The 17,208-nt window shown below is 75.1% G+C and carries 17 protein-coding genes and 1 pseudogene; 9 read left to right on the plus strand and 9 right to left on the minus strand.

Going from position 1 to position 17,208, the window contains the following annotated elements:
* The first annotated feature begins 142 nt into the window (after positions 1 to 142).
* Entirely contained in the window at positions 143 to 1,540 is a 1,398-nt protein-coding gene (locus ACWIX6_RS16985; RefSeq protein WP_448613610.1) for a sensor histidine kinase, read from the plus strand.
* Positions 1,537 to 2,196 carry a response regulator gene (locus tag ACWIX6_RS16990; RefSeq protein WP_448613611.1) on the plus strand — a complete coding sequence of 220 codons (660 nt, stop codon included), beginning with the start codon at positions 1,537 to 1,539 and terminating at the stop codon, positions 2,194 to 2,196. Before ACWIX6_RS16985 ends, ACWIX6_RS16990 begins: the two co-directional genes overlap by 4 nt.
* Positions 2,197 to 2,287: 91 nt before the next feature.
* Here the strand turns inward: ACWIX6_RS16990 and ACWIX6_RS16995 are convergent, their stop codons facing one another.
* Positions 2,288 to 3,058: an alkaline phosphatase family protein gene (locus tag ACWIX6_RS16995; protein ID WP_448613612.1), complete on the minus strand. Its 771-nt coding sequence runs from the start codon at positions 3,056 to 3,058 to the stop codon at positions 2,288 to 2,290.
* Between the two features lie 1,390 nt (positions 3,059 to 4,448).
* Here ACWIX6_RS16995 and ACWIX6_RS17000 point away from each other — a divergent pair.
* Positions 4,449 to 5,132 (plus strand): annotated as a pseudogene (locus ACWIX6_RS17000) (sensor histidine kinase); the annotation flags it as partial.
* 57 nt (positions 5,133 to 5,189) lie between these two features.
* Here ACWIX6_RS17000 and ACWIX6_RS17005 read toward each other — a convergent pair.
* Positions 5,190 to 5,630: a response regulator gene (locus ACWIX6_RS17005; RefSeq protein ID WP_448613613.1), complete on the minus strand. Its 441-nt coding sequence runs from the start codon at positions 5,628 to 5,630 to the stop codon at positions 5,190 to 5,192.
* A gap of 128 nt (positions 5,631 to 5,758) precedes the next feature.
* Here ACWIX6_RS17005 and ACWIX6_RS17010 point away from each other — a divergent pair, with 128 nt between their 5' ends.
* From ACWIX6_RS17010 to ACWIX6_RS17025, 4 genes are all read left to right on the plus strand, one after another.
* Entirely contained in the window at positions 5,759 to 6,436 is a 678-nt protein-coding gene (locus ACWIX6_RS17010) for a response regulator (protein WP_448613614.1), read from the plus strand.
* Positions 6,437 to 6,598: 162 nt separating this feature from the next.
* Positions 6,599 to 8,257 (plus strand): putative bifunctional diguanylate cyclase/phosphodiesterase, encoded by a 1,659-nt coding sequence (locus ACWIX6_RS17015; protein ID WP_448613615.1) that lies wholly within the window; start codon positions 6,599 to 6,601, stop codon positions 8,255 to 8,257.
* Positions 8,258 to 8,325: 68 nt separating this feature from the next.
* On the plus strand, positions 8,326 to 9,066 hold the full coding sequence (locus ACWIX6_RS17020; RefSeq protein WP_448613616.1) for a MerR family transcriptional regulator: 741 nt from the start codon (positions 8,326 to 8,328) through the stop codon (positions 9,064 to 9,066).
* Positions 9,063 to 9,902, plus strand: coding sequence for a hypothetical protein (locus ACWIX6_RS17025; protein ID WP_448613617.1), 840 nt, complete (start codon positions 9,063 to 9,065; stop codon positions 9,900 to 9,902). Before ACWIX6_RS17020 ends, ACWIX6_RS17025 begins: the two co-directional genes overlap by 4 nt.
* A gap of 9 nt (positions 9,903 to 9,911) precedes the next feature.
* Here the strand turns inward: ACWIX6_RS17025 and ACWIX6_RS17030 are convergent, their stop codons facing one another.
* From ACWIX6_RS17030 to ACWIX6_RS17045, 4 genes are all read right to left on the minus strand, one after another.
* Positions 9,912 to 11,021, minus strand: coding sequence for a hypothetical protein (locus tag ACWIX6_RS17030; protein ID WP_448613618.1), 1,110 nt, complete (start codon positions 11,019 to 11,021; stop codon positions 9,912 to 9,914).
* A gap of 141 nt (positions 11,022 to 11,162) precedes the next feature.
* Positions 11,163 to 12,167 carry a sigma-70 family RNA polymerase sigma factor gene (locus tag ACWIX6_RS17035; RefSeq protein ID WP_448613619.1) on the minus strand — a complete coding sequence of 335 codons (1,005 nt, stop codon included), beginning with the start codon at positions 12,165 to 12,167 and terminating at the stop codon, positions 11,163 to 11,165.
* Positions 12,164 to 12,616, minus strand: coding sequence for an MmcQ/YjbR family DNA-binding protein (locus ACWIX6_RS17040; protein ID WP_448613620.1), 453 nt, complete (start codon positions 12,614 to 12,616; stop codon positions 12,164 to 12,166). Before ACWIX6_RS17040 ends, ACWIX6_RS17035 begins: the two co-directional genes overlap by 4 nt.
* A 2-nt stretch (positions 12,617 to 12,618) precedes the next feature.
* Positions 12,619 to 13,062, minus strand: a complete 444-nt coding sequence (locus tag ACWIX6_RS17045; RefSeq protein WP_448613621.1) for a MarR family winged helix-turn-helix transcriptional regulator — start codon at positions 13,060 to 13,062, stop codon at positions 12,619 to 12,621.
* Positions 13,063 to 13,154: 92 nt separating this feature from the next.
* Here ACWIX6_RS17045 and ACWIX6_RS17050 point away from each other — a divergent pair, with 92 nt between their 5' ends.
* On the plus strand, positions 13,155 to 14,396 hold the full coding sequence (locus ACWIX6_RS17050; RefSeq protein ID WP_448613622.1) for a GNAT family N-acetyltransferase: 1,242 nt from the start codon (positions 13,155 to 13,157) through the stop codon (positions 14,394 to 14,396).
* 41 nt (positions 14,397 to 14,437) lie between these two features.
* Here the strand turns inward: ACWIX6_RS17050 and ACWIX6_RS17055 are convergent, their stop codons facing one another.
* Positions 14,438 to 14,935, minus strand: coding sequence for a ribose-5-phosphate isomerase (locus tag ACWIX6_RS17055; RefSeq protein ID WP_448613623.1), 498 nt, complete (start codon positions 14,933 to 14,935; stop codon positions 14,438 to 14,440).
* 26 nt (positions 14,936 to 14,961) lie between these two features.
* On the opposite strand from ACWIX6_RS17055, the gene ACWIX6_RS17060 reads away from it, so the two are divergent.
* Positions 14,962 to 15,639 carry a DUF429 domain-containing protein gene (locus ACWIX6_RS17060; protein WP_448613624.1) on the plus strand — a complete coding sequence of 226 codons (678 nt, stop codon included), beginning with the start codon at positions 14,962 to 14,964 and terminating at the stop codon, positions 15,637 to 15,639.
* Between the two features lie 9 nt (positions 15,640 to 15,648).
* Here ACWIX6_RS17060 and ACWIX6_RS17065 read toward each other — a convergent pair whose 3' ends face one another.
* Both ACWIX6_RS17065 and ACWIX6_RS17070 read right to left on the minus strand, forming a co-directional pair.
* Positions 15,649 to 16,416 (minus strand): SDR family oxidoreductase, encoded by a 768-nt coding sequence (locus tag ACWIX6_RS17065; protein WP_448613625.1) that lies wholly within the window; start codon positions 16,414 to 16,416, stop codon positions 15,649 to 15,651.
* A gap of 80 nt (positions 16,417 to 16,496) precedes the next feature.
* Entirely contained in the window at positions 16,497 to 17,162 is a 666-nt protein-coding gene (locus ACWIX6_RS17070) for a mycothiol-dependent nitroreductase Rv2466c family protein (protein WP_448613626.1), read from the minus strand.
* Positions 17,163 to 17,208: the final 46 nt, after the last annotated feature.

A 17,208-nucleotide genomic window follows, 5' to 3' on the forward strand; every position in this document is an offset into this window, starting at 1 on the left:
CTTTCCACGCCGTCCGACCGCTGCTCCTTGCGGAGCGCTCACGCGGGTGGCACAACGGCCTGGTCGAGTACGCCGTACCGCCCCCGGGCCGGGCCGGATCCGGGAGACAGGGGTACGCCGTGGTGGCGGAACGGCGCGCTGGATGACGATGTCCCAGCCCCGGGTGGCTGACAGCGGGTCCGCGTGGACCAGCCTCGTCGACGGCTCCGTGCCGCGGCGTCCCCGGCCACCGCTGCCCTCGGCCGGACGTGTCGTCGGTCGTTTCGTGCTGGCCAACCTGCTCGCCGTCGCACTGCTGCTGGCGGCCAGCATCTGGGCGAGCCAGCAGGCGGCCCGCGACGAGGCGATCGCCGACGCCCGTCATGCGACGGACCTGCTCGCCACGTTGGTCGTCGAGCCCAACCTCCGGGAGGGCCTGCTCACCGGGAGCACGTCCGCCGTCGACCACCTCGACGTGGTGCTCCGCGACCGGCTGGCCGCCGCGTCCGTCATCCGGGTCAAGATCTGGACGCCGGACGGGCGGATCGTCTACTCGGACGAACCCCGCCTGATCGGCGCGCGCTTCCCGCTGAGCGAGGACGACGTCCTGACGCTGCGGGACGGCGAGACCCGCGCCGAGCTCAGCGACCTCAGCCGCCCGGAGAACCAGTTCGAGCCAGCGGCCGGCAAGCTCCTGGAGGTCTACCGCCAGATCCGGACGCCCGCAGGCGACCTGGTGCTGCTGGAGACGTACTCCCCGTACCGGGAGGCGACGGCCCGGCAGATGGACATCTGGCTCCGGATCGCGCCCATCTCGGCGACCGTGCTGCTGGTCCTGCTCGCCATGCAGCTGCCGTTGGCCAGCCGGATGGTCAGCCAGCTGCGGATCGCCGAGCGGGAGCGGGAGGTGCTGCAGGCGCGGGCCATGGACGCCTCCACCGAGGAGCGACGGCGCATCGCCGGCAGCCTGCACGACGGCATCGTGCAGGACGTCTCCGCCTCGTCCCTCCTGGTCGCCGGTGCGGCGGACCAGCTCCGGGACACGTCGGGCCGGCGCCCGGCCCAGGACGTCGGTGAGGTCCTTGACCAGGCGGCGACGGCGCTTCGGGACTCGGTCGGTTCCCTGCGGTCACTGCTGGTGGAGATCTACCCGCCGCACCTCGAGCGGGCCGGGCTGTTCCCGGCACTGGCCGACCTGGCGAACCGGTTGCGGCCCCGCGGCATCGAGGTCCGGATCGACGTCCCGGAACAGGCGGACATCCCGCTGGTCACCGCGACGCTGGTCTTCCGCACCGCTCAGGAGGCGCTGCTCAACGTCGCCAAGCACGCCGCCGCACGTGTCGTCGACGTCACCGTGACCGAGCGGCCGGACCGGCTGGTCCTGGAGATCAGTGACGACGGGTCCGGCTTCGACCTGCCGGCCACGCTGCGCAGGCCGCACCGGGGACACCTTGGTCTGGACGTGCTCACCGACCTCGCCGAGGCCGCGGGTGCCTGCCTCTGGGTGCAGACCGCGCCGGGAGCGGGCACGCGGCTGAGGCTGGAGGTGCCGCGGCGGTGATCGACGTCCTCGTCGTGGACGACCACGCGCTGCTGCGGACGGGTCTGGTCGGCATCATCTCGGCGTCGGAGGACATGCGGGTCGTCGGCGCCGCCGCCGACGGCGCGCAGGCACTCCGGGCGCTGGCGGACACGTCGGCACAGGTGGTCCTGATGGACCTGTCGATGCCGGTCCTGGACGGCGTGGCGGCCACCCGCCGCATCACCGCCGAGCACCCGGGCGTCGAGGTGCTGGTGCTGACCTCGTTCTCCGACCAGCAACGGGTCACCGAGGCCCTCAACGCCGGCGCGATCGGCTACGTCCTCAAGGACACCGATCCCGGCGGCCTCCTCGACGCCATCCGGACGGCGGCGCGGGGTCACTCCCCCATCGACCCCCGGGTGGCCCGGACCATGCTGCACGCGCGGTCCCGCCCTGCGGCGGGCCCGACCCTGAGCGGACGCGAGCAGGAGGTGCTGACCCTGGTGGGGCGCGGCATGGCGAACAAGCAGATCGCCCGGGTTCTCGGCATTCGGGAGGGCACCGTCAAGGCGCACCTCACGAACGTCTTCCAGCGGATCGGCGTCCGCGACCGCACCTCGGCCGCCCTGTGGGCACGGACGCACCTGGCGCAGACCACGGCGGACGTGACGACCGGCGCCTCCCAGGTCTGGTGACCACGAGCGTCGTCGACGGTGTCGTGAGCTGACACAGGTTCACCGACGCGTACGGCACCGCCCGGGCCGAGGGCCTCGGCCGGCCACCGGGTCAGCGGTGCGTGGTCGCGGGCGGAGGTGGTGTGCCCGGGTCGGTCCAGACGCCGGTGATCGGCTCGGCCCTCGCAGCCTCACCGAGGGGCAGCAGCTGGTACATGTCCTCCAGGGTGCGGAGCACGCCGTAGTGATCGATGTGCTCGTCGCTCGGGCCGGCGGCGACCATCGGCCCGACGAGGAACGTGGCGATGCGGTTCGCGTCGGTCCCGCTGTCCTCGTCGAAGGTGACGACGAGCAGGCTGTTGTGCGTCTGTGCCCAGTCGACGTAGCCGCGCAGGTGCTCCCGAGCCCAGGCGTCACCGGCGGCGACGCCGCAGTCGTGCATGTCGTTGCACAGATCCGGGACGACGAAGGCGACGGTGGGCAGCTGTGCGTAGTCATCGGGGAGCGCGCTCAGTGGCTGGTTGACCGAGGCCGGCAGGTCGGTGAAGTCCACCCAGGGGTTGTGCTTGCGCGCGTAGTCGCCGGCCCTGCAGCCGGTGAAGCCGGGCCTGGGGAGTCCCTCGGAGAAGCCGACGAACGTGAGGCCGGCGTCGGCCAGTTGGCTTGCCAGGTTCGGTCCGGTGAGGTCCACGGGGCAGCTGTCGTCCTGCACGCCGTGGGTCGAGCCGGAGAAGAGTGCGAGGTAGTTGGGCTGGCTGGGGTGGGTGAGCCCGTGCGCGTCGGTGAACGTGGCCCCGGTCCCGGCGAGCGAGGTCAGGTACGGGGCATCGCCGGCACCCACGACGTCCCCCGCGTCCTCGTTCTCGAACACGACGACCACCACGTGGTCCGGCGTGGGCGTTCCCGTCCCGGGCGTCGGTGGCCCCGCCGGGCTCGTGGCCGCCGTGGACGATGGCCCTCCCGAGAAGGTGGTCGGCGGTGACGACGTACAGCCGGCCAGCAGCAGGACGACGGCCAGGACGACGGCCCCGACCCACCTCGCCGCCACTCCTTCCCGGCCGGCGCGGCTCGTCAGCGAGGACACGCGTCGGTGGGACACCGCCAGACCGCTCCCGGACCGGTGATCGGGGGTTGCTGTCACGACGCGCTCCCTGTGTGTCGGATCGTCGCGTCAGATGCCACGAAACGGCTCGACCGCCCGGACGGTGATGAGGCTAGGACCGTGACGGAGGAGGAGTCCATCCTCGTCGTCGGTCCTCGGCGGCCGGCCGGGCGGCGTGTGAGAGCCTGGCGGACAGCCCCCCGGCAGTGGTGCGGACGACGTCCCCGGTCCGGAGAGCCGCCCGCCCAGCGGCAGATGCGGAGGCGACGTGCCGCGTTCGACGACCTCGCTGCTGCGCACGACCACCTGGCTGATGCTGGTCCTCGGAGCGGTCTACGCGGTCACCCTGGTCCCCGGCATCCGGCCGACGCCGGGCTACTCCGCCGCCATCGACTGGTGGCTCAACATGACCGTCGACGCCCTGGTCATCCTGGTCCTCGTCCTCCGCGTCCTCGTCGACCGCAGCGACCGGGCGGCCTGGCTGTTCATGACCGCCGGGCTGATCGCCGCCTTCGCCGGCAGCCTCACCTACTTCGCCTACTACCGGCTCCTGGACCCCATGCCGCCCACCACCTGGGCGCACGTCGGATGGCTGCTCTTCTACACCCTGCTGGCCGTCGGGCTGGTCCTGCGGCTGCGCCGCCGGGCCCGCAGCATGCCCGCCAGCCTCTCGCTGGACGGGCTCATCGCCGGCCTGACCGCCGCCGCCCTGGCCGAGAACTACGTCGCCGGCGCGACCGTGCCGCTCGGCGAGGCCGGCCTCGCCACGTTGACCACCGCCTACCCGCTCGCCGACCTGCTCCTCCTGGCGCTGGCGGCGGCCGCCCTCGCCGTCCTCGGCCGCAACGCCGGACCGTCCTGGTGGCTGCTCTGTGCGTCGTTCGTGACCTTCTTCGTGACCGACGCGTTCTACGCGCAACTGGTGGCCCGGGACGCCTACGTCGGCGGTGAGCCGGTCGACCTGGGCTGGCTGATCGCCCGCCTGCTGCTGGCCGGCGCGGCGCTGGCCTCCCTGCGCCGTACCGAGTCCCATCCCGTGGACCTCGAGGGGGTCAGCGTCCTCGCCCTGCCCGGCCTGTGCGGCCTCGCCGTCCTCGGGTTGCTCTTCCACGGCACACAGGGCGGGGTCGACCGGCTCGCCGCGGTGCTGGCGCTGACCGCCGGCGTCCTCATGGTCGGGCGCACCGCGCTGACCTTCCAGGAGCTGCGGGTGCTCACCGAGTCCCGCCAGCGCGCGCTCAGCGAGCGACTCGTCGAGGCCCAGGACGACGAGCGGGCGCGCATCGCCGCCGACGTGCACGACGACTCCATCCAGGCGCTCGCCGCCGTCGACCTGCGCCTGGGCGCCCTGCGGAACCGGTTGCGCCAGCGGGCGCCGGACGAGGCCGCCCGCGTCGAGACGGTGATGGACGCCGTCCACGGAGCCAGCGTCCGGCTGCGACACCTGCTGTTCGAGCTGGAGACCCCGGTCCTCGACGCCTCGCTGGCCGACGGCTTGCGCGACGCCGCCGCCCACGTCTTCGAGGACTCCGGCGTCACGTGGTCGGTCGAGGACCGGCGGCAGGCCGAGCTCCCCCAACAGGTGCGGGTGTCCGCGTACCGGATCGCCCGCGAGGCCCTGGTGAACGCCCGCAAGCACGCCCAGGCCGACACGGTCACGGTGACCGTCGACGCCACCGAGGACGGCGTGGAGGTGCACGTCGTGGACGACGGCCGCGGGGCCGGGCTGCCGCCGGCGGCCCGCTCGACCCGCCGCCACTCCGGTGTGGTGGCGATGCGCGACCGCGCGCTGGCCTCCGGCGGCTGGTGGCGCTCCGGACCGGGCCCGGACGGCGTCGGCACGGCCGTGTCCTTCTTCCTCCCCGTGCCGTCCGCAGCAGGAGCGACCGGCACCCCGCCCGCGGGCGTCCGGTCAGCGAGGGAGCAGGCGGCGGAGGACGTCGGCCGCGCCCGGCACCCCGACGACCAGGTGGCCCTGCATGCACCGGCGGAGCAGCACCGGGAGGTCACAGGCGACGGCCCCCTTGAGCAGGTAGGCCGACGCGCCGGCGGCGAGCACCCGCGTCCACGTCGTCGGGTCCGCCTGCGCTGAGAAGCTCGCGACGACCGGCCGGTGCGGCAGCGCGACGAGTCGCCGGACCAGCTCCGGGCCCCCGCCCGGCATGCGCACGTCGGCCAGGACGAGCGCGGCGCGGTGCTCGCGCGCGGCCGCCACCGCGTCGTCGCCGGTGGCCGCCTGCTCGACCACGCAGAAGTCCGGCTCCTGCTCCAGCAGCCCGGCCAGGGCGTCGCCCACCTCGGGGTCGTCGTCGGCCACGACGACGGCGATCTCACCGGGACCTGGCGTCGGCACAGGGTCGAGGCTGCCGCACCGGACAGTGGATGTCCTGATGCCCGGGCACCGCCCGGCCTGGTGCCGATGCACCAGGCGCGCCAGGCTCCTCGCCGTCGGTCGCCATGGGCACGTGCCAGACTCGGGACGTGATCAGGTCCGACCCGACGACCGGGCCCTCACCCGGTCCGGTCCGGGTCCTGGTCGTGGACGACCACCAGATGTTCGCCGCGAGCCTGGCCCAGGCGCTGCAGTCCGAGCCCGACCTGCTCGTCGTCGGACAGGCCACGACGGTCACCGAGGCGCAGCAGCTGATGGCCACGGCCACCCCGGACGTCGTCCTGCTCGACCACCGGCTGCCCGACGGCGACGGGGTGTCCGCGATCGCCGGACTGCACGGCATCCGGCCCTCCGCGCGGATCGTCGTGCTGACCGCCACCGCCTCCGACCGGGTCCTGGTCGCCGCCATGGAGGCCGGTGCGGCCGGGTTCATCGCCAAGACGCAGCGCCTGGACGACGTGCTCGCCGGCGTGCGGGCAGCCGCGCAGGGCGAGTCGGTGGTCAGCGCCACGCTGCTCACCCGCCTGCTGCCGCGGCTGCACCGGCAGGCCGGCGGCGGCCGGGCGACCGAGCTGACCGAGCGGGAGCGGGAGATCCTCGACCTGCTCGCGCGGGGGCTGTCCAACGCCGACATCGCCGCCCGGCTGACGATCAGCGTGCACACCGTCCGGAACCACGTCGCCAACCTGTCCGCCAAGCTCGGGGCGCACTCGAAGCTCGAGGTCCTGGCGATCGCCGTCCGGGACGGCCTCGTCGACGGCGCCTGAGGCGCACCCCCGCTCCCCACCCCGCGCCGCCCACCCGCCTAGTGCATCCGCACCAGGAGGTTGGCACAGGCGCACCTGGTGACGCCCCGCCCGGCTGCCGAGCATGGAGGGACGACCGGTGTGCAGTCGCGCGCCGGGTCCGCGAGAGCGCAGGAGCAGCACGTGGCCAGGGCACAGCAGAGGTCCGACGGGGCTGCCGGGCACGACCCCGGCGCAGTGGACGGCGCGGCGGGTCCGGCCGCCGACGAGGCCCGACCGGCCGGGGCGCACGACGGTCTCAGCCGGCTCCCCGACCGCGCGCTGCTCGTCGACCGGCTGACGCACGTCCTGGCCGGGGCGGAGCGGTCGACCGCCGTCCTGCTGGTCGACCTGGACCACTTCCGGATGGTCAACGCCTCCCGGGGGCACGGCGTCGGTGACCAGCTGCTCGCCGGTGTGGCCGCGCGGCTGCGCGCGGCCGTGTCCGGCCAGGAGACCGTCGCCCGCTTCGGGGACGACGAGTTCGTCGTCGTCTGCGCGGACACCGACGAGCACCAGGCGCACGCCCTGGCCCGCTACCTGCTCAACACCCTGACCGAGCCCTTCCAGATCGACGGCGCCCCGGTGCACGTGACGGCGTCCATCGGCGTCGCCGTCGCGCCGGCCGAGCAGGCGGTCGCGGCGACGGACCTGCTGCGGCAGGCCGACACCGCCGTGCACGCCGGCAAGGGCGCCGGCCGCGGACGGGTGCACGTGTTCGAGCCGGCGCTGGGCGAGGACGTGGCGGAGCGGTACGCGCTGGCGGCGGACCTGCGGACAGCGCTCGGCGACGACAGCCTGCACCTGGAGTACCAGCCCATCGTCGACCTGCGGTCGGGAGCCGTCGTCGGCGCGGAGGCGCTCGCGCGCTGGACGCACCTTGTGCGCGGCCCCGTCCCGCCCAGCACCTTCGTCGGTGTCGCCGAGCTGACCGGCCTCGCCCCCAAGCTGGACCGCTGGGTCATCAGGCAGGCGCTGACCGACATGGCCCAGCTCCGCGCGGCCGGCGTGGTGCCCCCGGAGGCCTACATGGCCGTGAACCTGTCGGCCGCCAACCTCACCGACACCGTCGTCTTCGACGACCTGCTGACCTGGACCCGGGCGACCGGGGTGCCGGCTCGGCAGCTGGTCCTGGAGATCACCGAGACGACGATCATGGAGAACGCCGTGGTCGCGGCCCAGCTGCTGAGCCGGCTGCGTGACCAGGGGTTCCGGGTGGCGATGGACGACTTCGGCACGGGCTACAGCTCGCTGGCCCACCTGCGGGACCTGCCGATCTCCGCGCTCAAGGTGGACCGCGGCTTCGTCACCGACATCACCGAGCAGCGGGACGCCGCGGCCATCGTGGCCTGGATCGTCGACCTGGCCCGGGCCCTGCAGGTCGCGGTCGTCGCCGAGGGGGTGGAGACCGAGGAGCAGGCGGCCGTCCTCCGCCAGCTGGGCTGCGTCACCGCGCAGGGCTGGTTGTGGGGTCCCGCCGTCCCGGTGTCCGCGCTGCTCGGTGGACGTGGGTGGACCGACCCGCTGGGGACCGGCAGCGACGCGAGCGGGGACGCCCGGACGACGCGGCCCCCGCGCGACTCCGGCGTGGTGCACGGCCTCAAGCGGCTGCTCGAACTGCACGCCCGCGGGGCGTCCGCCGCCGCCATCGCCGCCGCGCTCAACGCCGAGGGCGCGCGCACTCCCGCCGGCCTGCGGTGGCAGCGGACGAGCGTGGCCCGGGTCATCGCCCACCAGATCCGCCGCGGCGGCGCGGTCCCGCCGGACGCCTGCTCCGGTGACCGGCGCTTCGGCGCCCGGTAGCGGAGGCTCCGGCGACACGTCGCCGGAGGACTTGACCTTGACGCAGCGTCAACGTCGACGATGACCGCATGATGCTGATCGGCGAGGTGGCCCGACTGGCCGGCGTCTCCACCCGGACCATCCGGCACTACCACCAGGTGGGCGTCGTGCCGGGGCCCGCCCGGAGCCCGAGCGGCTACCGGGAGTACGAGCTGCCCGACGTCCTGCTGCTGATCCGCGCGGTCCGGCTGGCCGAGACCGGCCTGTCGCTGCCCGAGGTGGCGGACGCGCTGCGGGACAGCACCGGAGCGGAGCTGCGGACGGTGCTCGAGGAGCTCCTCCGTGACATCGCGGAGCAGCAGGCCCGGCTGGACGCCCGGCGGCGCGGCATCGAGGAGATGCTCGCCCGGGGCGACGACCTGCGGCTGGCGCACCTGGTGGCGATGCCACCGAGCATCGCCCGGGCACTGGAGGCCGACCCGTCCCGCGCGGACGCCGAGCGGCTGGCCTGGGAGGCGATCGCCGCGGCCCTGCCGGCCGACCGGGCCGAGTCGGTGGCCGAGTCGATGGAGGCGGTGTTCAGCGACCCGGGGACCTCGGCGGAGATGGCGGAGCTCGCCGCGCTCTTCGAGGCGCTGGCCGACCGCCGGCCCGACGACCCGGCCGTCGAGCAGGTCGCCGCCCGGATGGCGGCCCTGGCGGCCACCGCCCCGGGCGGCGAGTCCATCGACCCGGGGTCGGCCAACCAGGCGCTGTACCGGGCCTATCTCGACACCCTCCCGCCGGCACAGCGCCGGTGCCTGGAGATCGTCGAGCGGTCGAACCCGTGAGCCCGGTCGTGCACCGGGCCGCGCTGGCGGTCACCGTCCCCGTCGTGCTGCTCGACGTGGTGCTCTACGCGACCGGCGTGCTGTCCGGCCGCCAGGTCCTGCTGCTCACGCTCTGCGTCGAGGTGCCGTGCTCGGGAGCCGTCGCGGTCGCGACGGCGGTCGCCGTCCGGCGGTCGCGGGCGGAGGGGCTGGGTCGCCGGGCCGCCTGGGAGCGACTGGTCGGGACGACGCCCGTCCGGCTCGCGGCGGGCGAGGCCCGCACCCTGCGCGCGCTCTGGCTGACCGCCCGCCGGCGGACCGACCCGCCCGGCGGCGTGTTGCTGACCTACGGCCGGGGGCTCGCGGGCACGGTCGTGGCCTTCGTGGTGGTCACCGCGGTCGAGACCGTGGTGCTGCACCTGCTCGTCCCGGTCGACTGGCTGCGGGACCTGCTGCTCGTGCTCAGCCTCTACGGCCTGGTCGCCGTCCTCGGTCTGGTGCTCTCGCGCACCGCCTACCCGCACCACGTCGCGCGGGGCCGGCTGCACCTGCGCTGCGGGGTGCAGGAGGTGGTCGCGCTCGACCTGCGGGACGTCGCCCAGGTCGTCGTCCGGCGCCGGATCGGCGTGGTCGGGCTCTGGCCGAGCGTCGCTGACGGGGCGCTGCACCTGCCGTCGCTGGACGGGACGACGCTGGACCTGGAGCTGGCCCGTCCGGTGACGGCGCCCGGCCTCCGGGGACGCGCCCGCGAGACCGCAGTACGGCGGATCAGCCTGTACCTCGACGACGCGGACGGCGCGGCCGCGCTGCTGCGTGCCGTCCGGGACGACGACTCCGAGCCCGCGGTCGGCGGCTGAGCGACTGGGTCAGAGCGCCGACCGGCGGGAACCGCTCCGCGCCGGGCGCTCGGACTCGTCGGTGATCGTCCCGTGCAGCGACCAGAGGTCGTAGCTGTGCAGGGTCTCGGGGAACGGCCCGAGGGCGGAGCGGCTGAAGACGACGTCGAGGCCCCCACCGGCGGGCACGCTGCCGTGGACCGTGCGCACCAGGCCGGGGTTGTGGTTCCGCGGGAAGCCGCTGGTCTCCGGGGTGATCGCGTTCTCCCGTCGCCACTCCCCGGAGCCGCTGCGCAGGTCGGCACCCGCGATGCTGTCCACCTCCACCCCGACGCTGATGTTCGTCGGCGACTCGGCCGGCCGGGGCCCGGCCTCGCGGACCATGTAGAAGCGGTCGTCCCGCCGGTCGTAGGCGACGTCGAAGTTGCGCAGCACGTCCCCGCCCAGGCCGGCGGTGGTCACCGGCCGCGCCCGGTGCACCTGGGGCTCGGCCATGTCGCCGAGCACCAGCAGGGACCGGTACCCGCCCGTGTCTCCGGTGCCGTCGGTGTAGAAGAGCAGGACCTCCCCCGCCCCGGGGTCCAGCGTGACCGCCGAGGGCTGGCCGACACCCCAGGTCGCCTCGGCGCCGGCCGGGAGGGACACGACCGGGTCCGGGTACCGCACCCACGGCCCGTCCAGGCTCGCGGCGAAGGCGACGCCGATCTGGTTGTTGACGTTGTCCCGGTCCGTGCCCAGGTAGAACATCGCGAAGCCGTAGGTGACCCCGGCGTAGGAGAAGCGGCCGGCCACCACGCTGGGGTCGCAGGTGTGCCGGCTGTCCCAGCCGCTCGCCGACGGGGCGAGCACCATCCGGCTGGACTGCACGGCGTCGCCGGCGACCTCGGTCAGCCAGATGCTGTCCCGGATCTCCCCCGCCGCGCTGCTGTGGCAGGAGAAGACGTGCCTGCGGCCGCCCTCGGACACCGTCGAGGCGGCGTAGGCGTACGTGCCCTCCCCGGCCGGCGCGTAGACCGGCCGGACCGGGCCGGACCACTCCACCGCTGCGTGCGCCGGGGAGTGGGGCAGGACCCCCAGGACGAGAGCCGCGACCAGGCCGAGGAGCAGCCAGGCACGGTGCACCAGGCGTAGCGGGACCATGGGGAAGCTGGCCTCTCTGGCGGGCGCCGGCGGCGCGGGAGACGAGGTTCCCACGCCGGTGCGGTGCCAGGTAACCCGGCCGTAGTCCCCCGTTCGGGCGATTGGTGACGCACGGTCACCGCCCCCACGGCGCCCGCGCAGTCATCGCTCCGGCGGCACCTCCGGGATGCCGAACAGGGCGAACAGGCGGGTGTCCAGGAAGGAGGTGATCCGGACGACCCGGCCGCCGAAGATCTCCAGCGCCTGCAGCGACCAGGGCTGGAAGCCGCCGTCCGGGCTGCGCCGCCACTGCGCGAACCCGGGGTTGCCGTTGAGCGACACCGGCAGCAGCCGGGAGCCCTCGCACTCCCGGCCCGGCCCGAGCATCCAGCGGCCGATGTCGGCGGCGCTGCGCAGCCACATGGAGAACGGCGGCATGTCCTGGACCGCGTCCTCGGCCAGCAGCGCCACGAAGGCGTCGACGTCGTAGCGCTCGAACGCGTCCAGGTAGCGGGCCAGCAGGTCGGCGTTCTCGTCGGCCAGCTCCGGCGCGGGCCGGGACTCCGCGGCCTGATGGGTGGCCAGCGTGGCCCGGGCCCGCTGCAGCGCGCTGTTGGCCGCGGCCGTCGTCGTCCCCAGCAGGCCGGCGACCTCGTCGGCCCGCCAGCGCAGCACGTCGCGGAGGATCAGCACCGCCCGCTGCCGGGGCGGCAGGTGCTGGAGCGCCGCGACGAAGGCCAGCCGGACCGAGTCGCGCTGCACGGCGACGTCGGCCGGGTCGCCGCCGACGGGCAGGACCTGGCGGTCCAGGGCGGGCTCGACCCAGGCGCCGTCGGGCAGCACGCCGGACAGCGAGGACTCCACCGGCGCGGACGGCTCGGCCGACATGTCGACCGGCAGCGCCCGCCGCTTGCGGCCGTCGAGGGCGTCGAGGCAGACGTTGGTGGCGATCCGGTACAGCCAGGAGCGCAGCGCGCCCCTGCCCTCCAGCCGGTCCAGCGAGCGCCAGGCGCGGATCATCGTCTCCTGGACGGCGTCCTCGGCGTCGAAGGAGGAGCCCAGCATCCGGTAGCAGTAGCCGGTCAGCTCCCGCCGGTGCTCGGCCAGCCGCGGCTCCAGCTCGGCGGCCGGGCCGGCCCCCACCTGCTGCTCGATCACTCCGGTCATCGCGCGTCCTCCCCAGATCCGCCGTCGTGGTCGATCCTGCCGGAGGGCACCGACAGTCCAGAAGGGGTCGCGGCCCCGGGTCCACCCGACCGGCGGGACACGCCGGGCGCCGCGGTGTCGAAGGCGGCGCGCAGCCGCACCGGCGCCCGGAGCCGCCAGGCCTCGGTGAGCAGCTCGGCGAGCTCGGCGCGGTCCACGGCGGCCAGCCGGACGACGACCATGGTCGAGTTGCGGTAGTGGTGCGGCACCGAGAAGACGTCCGGGCGCTCCGCGGCCAGCCCGGTGTTCTCCCCCGGCGCCAGCCGGACGGCCACCCAGTCCTCTCGTGGCGGCATGGACGCGAAGACCTTGTCGCGCACCCGCAGGCAGGCCATGTCCCAGGCGGGGCGCTCGGTGGCCTCGGGCAGGGCCAGCGCGATGGCGCGGACGTCGTCCGGGGTGGCGGCCACGGTCAGCGCACCGGCTGCGGGGCCGGTCGGCCGGGGAGGGCCCGCTCGACGTTGCGGACCATCCGGGTCAGCGCCGCCACCGTCCGCTGGTACTCCTCGGCGGTGAGCCCGTCGGTGACCTGGCGGCGCAGGTGCCCGATCCGGTCGAGGAGCCGGCCGTCGGCGGCTCGGCCGGCCGCCGTGTGCGCCAGCCGGCCGGCCGGGGTGCGGGTGACCCAGCCCCGCTCGGCCAGCTCGGCCAGGACGGCGCGCACGTCGACGGGCCCGCCGAACGGCGCCAGCGCGGCCTGGAGGTCCGCCTCGGATGCGCCGCCGGGACCGAGCGCGTGCAGCACCTGCCAGTGCCGGCGGGTGAGCCCGTCGCCGGCGAGGGCGGTGTCGACCGCCTGCTCGAGGAGCTCGTCCAGCCGCTTCACCCACCACCCGATGGGACGCCCGTCCGTCATGCGGCGATGGTGGCAGCGACCACCGACAGAACGGCCCGGCGCGACGGGCAACTCGTTGGCGGACCGTCGTGCCCACCCGGTAGACAGCTCCCGTGCCCGATCCCACCGCGCAGCTGCGCCCCGTCACCGCCCCGGAGTGGCCGCGCTTCGTCCGGGCGATGACCGCCGTCTTCGCCCAGGCGGCCACCGGTCCCTACCTCGACGAGCCTCCTCCGGTGGCCGAGCTGGACCGCTCGCTGGGGCTGTTCGAGGGGGACCTGGTGGCGGCGACCGCGGGGATCTACAGCCTGGAGATGACCGTCCCCGGTGCGGTGGTGCCGACCGCCGGCATCACCTGGGTGACCGTCTCCCCGACGCACCGCCGGCAGGGCGTGCTGACGGCGATCATGCGACGGCAGCTGGACGAGATCCACCAGCAGGAGCGGGAGCCGGTGGCCGCGCTGTGGGCCGCGGAGTCCGCCATCTACGGCCGGTTCGGCTACGCGCCGGCGAGCTGGCGCGGCGGCTGGCAGGGCGCCACCGACCGGCTCCGGCTGCGCCCCGACGTCGCTCCGGGCGGCGGCACGGTCCGGCTGGTCGACGCCGAGGAGTTCCGGGAGTGCGCCGTCGGCCTGTACGAGGCGGTCCGCCGGTCGGTGCCCGGCAACCTCGCCCGGGACGGGCGGTGGTGGGACCGGCTGATGCGGGACGACCCCGAGCAGCGGGACGGCGGTCCGCCCCGTCAGCTCCTGCTGCACACCGAGGCCGACGGCACCGTGACCGGCTACGCGCGCTACCGGGTGAAGTCGTCCTGGACCGACACCAGCGAGCCCGACGGCACGCTCACCGTCGAGGAGGTGCGCGCGCTGACACCGGCGGCCTACGCGGCGCTGTGGCGGCTGCTGCTGTCGGTCGACCTGATGCGCACCGTCCGCGCGCCGATGGCCTCGGCCGACGACCCGCTGCGGCACCTGCTCGCCGACCCCCGGGCGCTGCACTCCGCCCCGGTGGACGCGCTGTGGGTCCGGCTGGTCGACGTCGGCCGGGCGCTGTCGGCCCGGCGCTACCCGGCCCGGATCGACCTGGTGTTCGAGGTGCGCGATCGTTTCTGTGACTGGAACGACGGGCGCTGGCACCTCTGGGGGCACCCGGCGGGCGCGTTCTGCGACCGCACCGACCGCGACCCGGACATCGTGCTGGGCATCGAGGAGCTGTCGGCGGCCTACCTGGGCGGGGTCTCGCTGGGCACGCTGCAGGCCGCCGGCCGGGTGACCGAGGTGAGCCCCGGGGCGGTCACCCTCGCCTCGACCGCCTTCTCCTGGCCGGTGACCCCGTGGTGCCCGGACGAGTTCTGAGCCCGAGGACCCGTCCGCCCGCCGGCACGGGCCGTCCCGGGTCAGCGGGGCAGGTCGGGGTCCCGGGTGGGCAGGCCGCCGGCCGGACGGTGCCGGTCGCGCTCGTAGTCGCCGATCAGCCCGATGCGCCGGACGTGCCGCTCGTCGCCGCTGAACGGCGTCGCCAGGAAGGTCAGCACCAGCTCGGTGGCCTCCTCGACGCTGTGCTGACGCCCGCCGACGGAGACCACGTTGGCGTCGTTGTGCTGCCGGGCCAGCTCCGCGGTCTCCCGGTTCCAGACCAGCGCCGCCCGGACGCCGGGGACCTTGTTGGCGGCCATCTGCTCGCCGTTGCCCGAGCCGCCGATGACCACGCCCAGGCTGCCCGGCTCGGTGACGACCCGCTCACCGACCTCGAAGCAGAACGGCGGGTAGTCGTCCTGGGCGTCGTACTCGAACGCCCCGCAGTCGACCGGCTCGTGGCCGGCGTCGGCCAGCGCCTGCAGCAGGTGGGACTTCAGGTCCAGGCCGGCGTGGTCCGTGCCGAGGAAGACGCGCATGCGGCCGAGTCTGTCAGGCTCCCCCGGTGGCGGTGCTCGGGGTCGACGGCTGGCGCGGCGCCTGGGTGGGGGCCCTGCTGGAGGGCCGTTCGGTGCGGCTGCTGGCCCTCCCCGACGCCGTCGCGGTGCTCGCCGTCCCGGATGTCGCCGTCGTGGCGATCGACATGCCGATCGGCCTGTCCGAGGACGGCGTCCGGGCCTGCGACGAGGCGGCCCGCCACCGGCTGAGGGGCGCCGGCGCCGCCGGGTCGGTCTTCCCCTCGCCCGTCCGGGCCGTGCTGGCGGCCCGCGACTACGCGCACGCGCGGGAGCTCAGCCGGACGGCGACCGACGGGGCGCGCGCGCCGTCCGCGCAGACCTACCAGCTGGTCGCGGCGATCCGGCAGCTCGACGACGCCCTCGGCGACCCGCCCGACGACCGGGTCGTCGAGGTCCACCCGGAACTGGCCTTCCGGGCGCTGGACGCCGCCGTCCGGGACGCCAAGGGCGCCGCCCGCGGCTCGGTGCAGCGGCTCGGCGCGCTGCGCGCGGTCATGGACGTGGAGGCCGCGCTGGCCGGCGCGCCGCCCCGGGTGCCGCTGGTCGACGCGCTGGACGCCTGCGCGGCGGCGTGGTCGGCGCAGCGGCTGGCCGACGGCACCGCCGAGTGCGTGGGCGACGGGACGACGGACACCCGCGGCCGCCCGATGCGGATCTGCTGGTGAGCCGAGGCCCTAGCCCAGCCGGCGCACCAGTGGGAGCGGCAGGACGCGGAGCAGGCCGGCGACCGGGCGCCACGGCCACTCCGGCACGTAGGCGCGCACCGGCTCGCGCTCGACGGCCGCGGTCAGGGCGGCCACCCCGGTGTCCAGGTCGACGGTGAGCGGGCCGCGCCGTCCGACGTTGATGTCGGTGGCGATGAACCCGGGGTGCACGGTCGTCACCCGGATGCGGCGGGTGGACCGCGAGCCCAGCAGTTCGGCGCGGATGCCCTCGGCGAGCACGGCGTCGGCGGCCTTGGAGGCGGCGTACGCCGTCCTCGTGCCGCCCATCCCCCGCACGCCCGCCACCGACGAGACCACCACGAGGTGCCCGGCGCCCTGGGCGCGGAAGAGCGCGACAGCGGCCTCGCAGCAGGCGTGCGTGCCCAGCACGTTGGTGACCAGCACCTGGCGGTTGGTCCGGGCTCCCCCGGCGCCGACCGGCACGCCCTTCCCGATCCCGGCGTTGGCGACGAACCGGTCGATGCCGCCCAGCTCCGCGGCGAGCTGGGGGACGACCCGGGCCACGTCGTCGGGGTCGTCGACGTCCAGCCGGCCGACGACCACCCGGATCCCCGGGGACGCGGCGAGGAGCTCGGCCCGCAGCTCCTCGAGCCGGTCCAACCGCCGGGCGACCAGGACGAGGTCCCGGCCGCGCGCGGCGAACGCCTGCGCCATGCCCCGGCCGAGGCCGGCACTGGCGCCGGTGACGAAGATGCGCTGACGGACGGGGCGCGGCACCCCGCCATGGTGCCGCGCCGCCGGGACCCGTGCTCCTCCGGGCTCGAGCACGCGTGCTCGAGCCCGGAGGAGCCCGCGGGTCACGAGGTGCCGGTGAGCTGCAGGGTGTCGGCGGGGACGGAGTCGATGTCCGGGCCGGAGGTCCGGGTCCGCTTCAGCTCCCAGAAGTCGGGCAGGTTGGCCAGCAGGACGGCGCCGTCGAAGGCCTTCCCGGCGTCCTCGCCGGTGGGCACCTTGCTGATCACCGGGCCGAAGAAGGCCACGCCGTCGATGTGCATGACCGGGGTGCCGACGTCGTCACCGACCGGGTCCATGCCCTCGTGGTGGCTCTTCTCCAGCGCCTCGTCGTACTCGGTCGAGTGCGCGGCCTCGGCCAGCTCGGCGGGCAGGCCGACCTTCTCCAGCGCCGGGGCGACGATCTGGTCGAGCTCCAGGCCGTCGTGGTGCCGGGCCGTGCCCAGCGCGGTGTACAGGTCGCCGAGGACCTCCTCGCCGTGCTGCTGGGCGGCCGCGATCGCCACCCGCACCGGGCCGATGGCCTGGGTCATCATCTCCTGGTAGTCCGGCGGCAGGTCCCGCCCCCGGTTCAGCACCGCGAGGGACATGACGTGCCAGTGCAGGTCGATGTCGCGGACCTTCGCGGCCTCGAGCACCCAGCGGCTGGTCAGCCACGCCCACGGGCACAGCGGGTCGAACCAGAAGTCGACGCGTGCCTTCACGGGGCCGGCCTTCACTGCCTCGGTCATCGGTGGAACTCCTCGTCCTCGTCCATGGGCGGGCCCGCACCGACCG

This window comes from Modestobacter sp. URMC 112, from assembly GCF_053502575.1.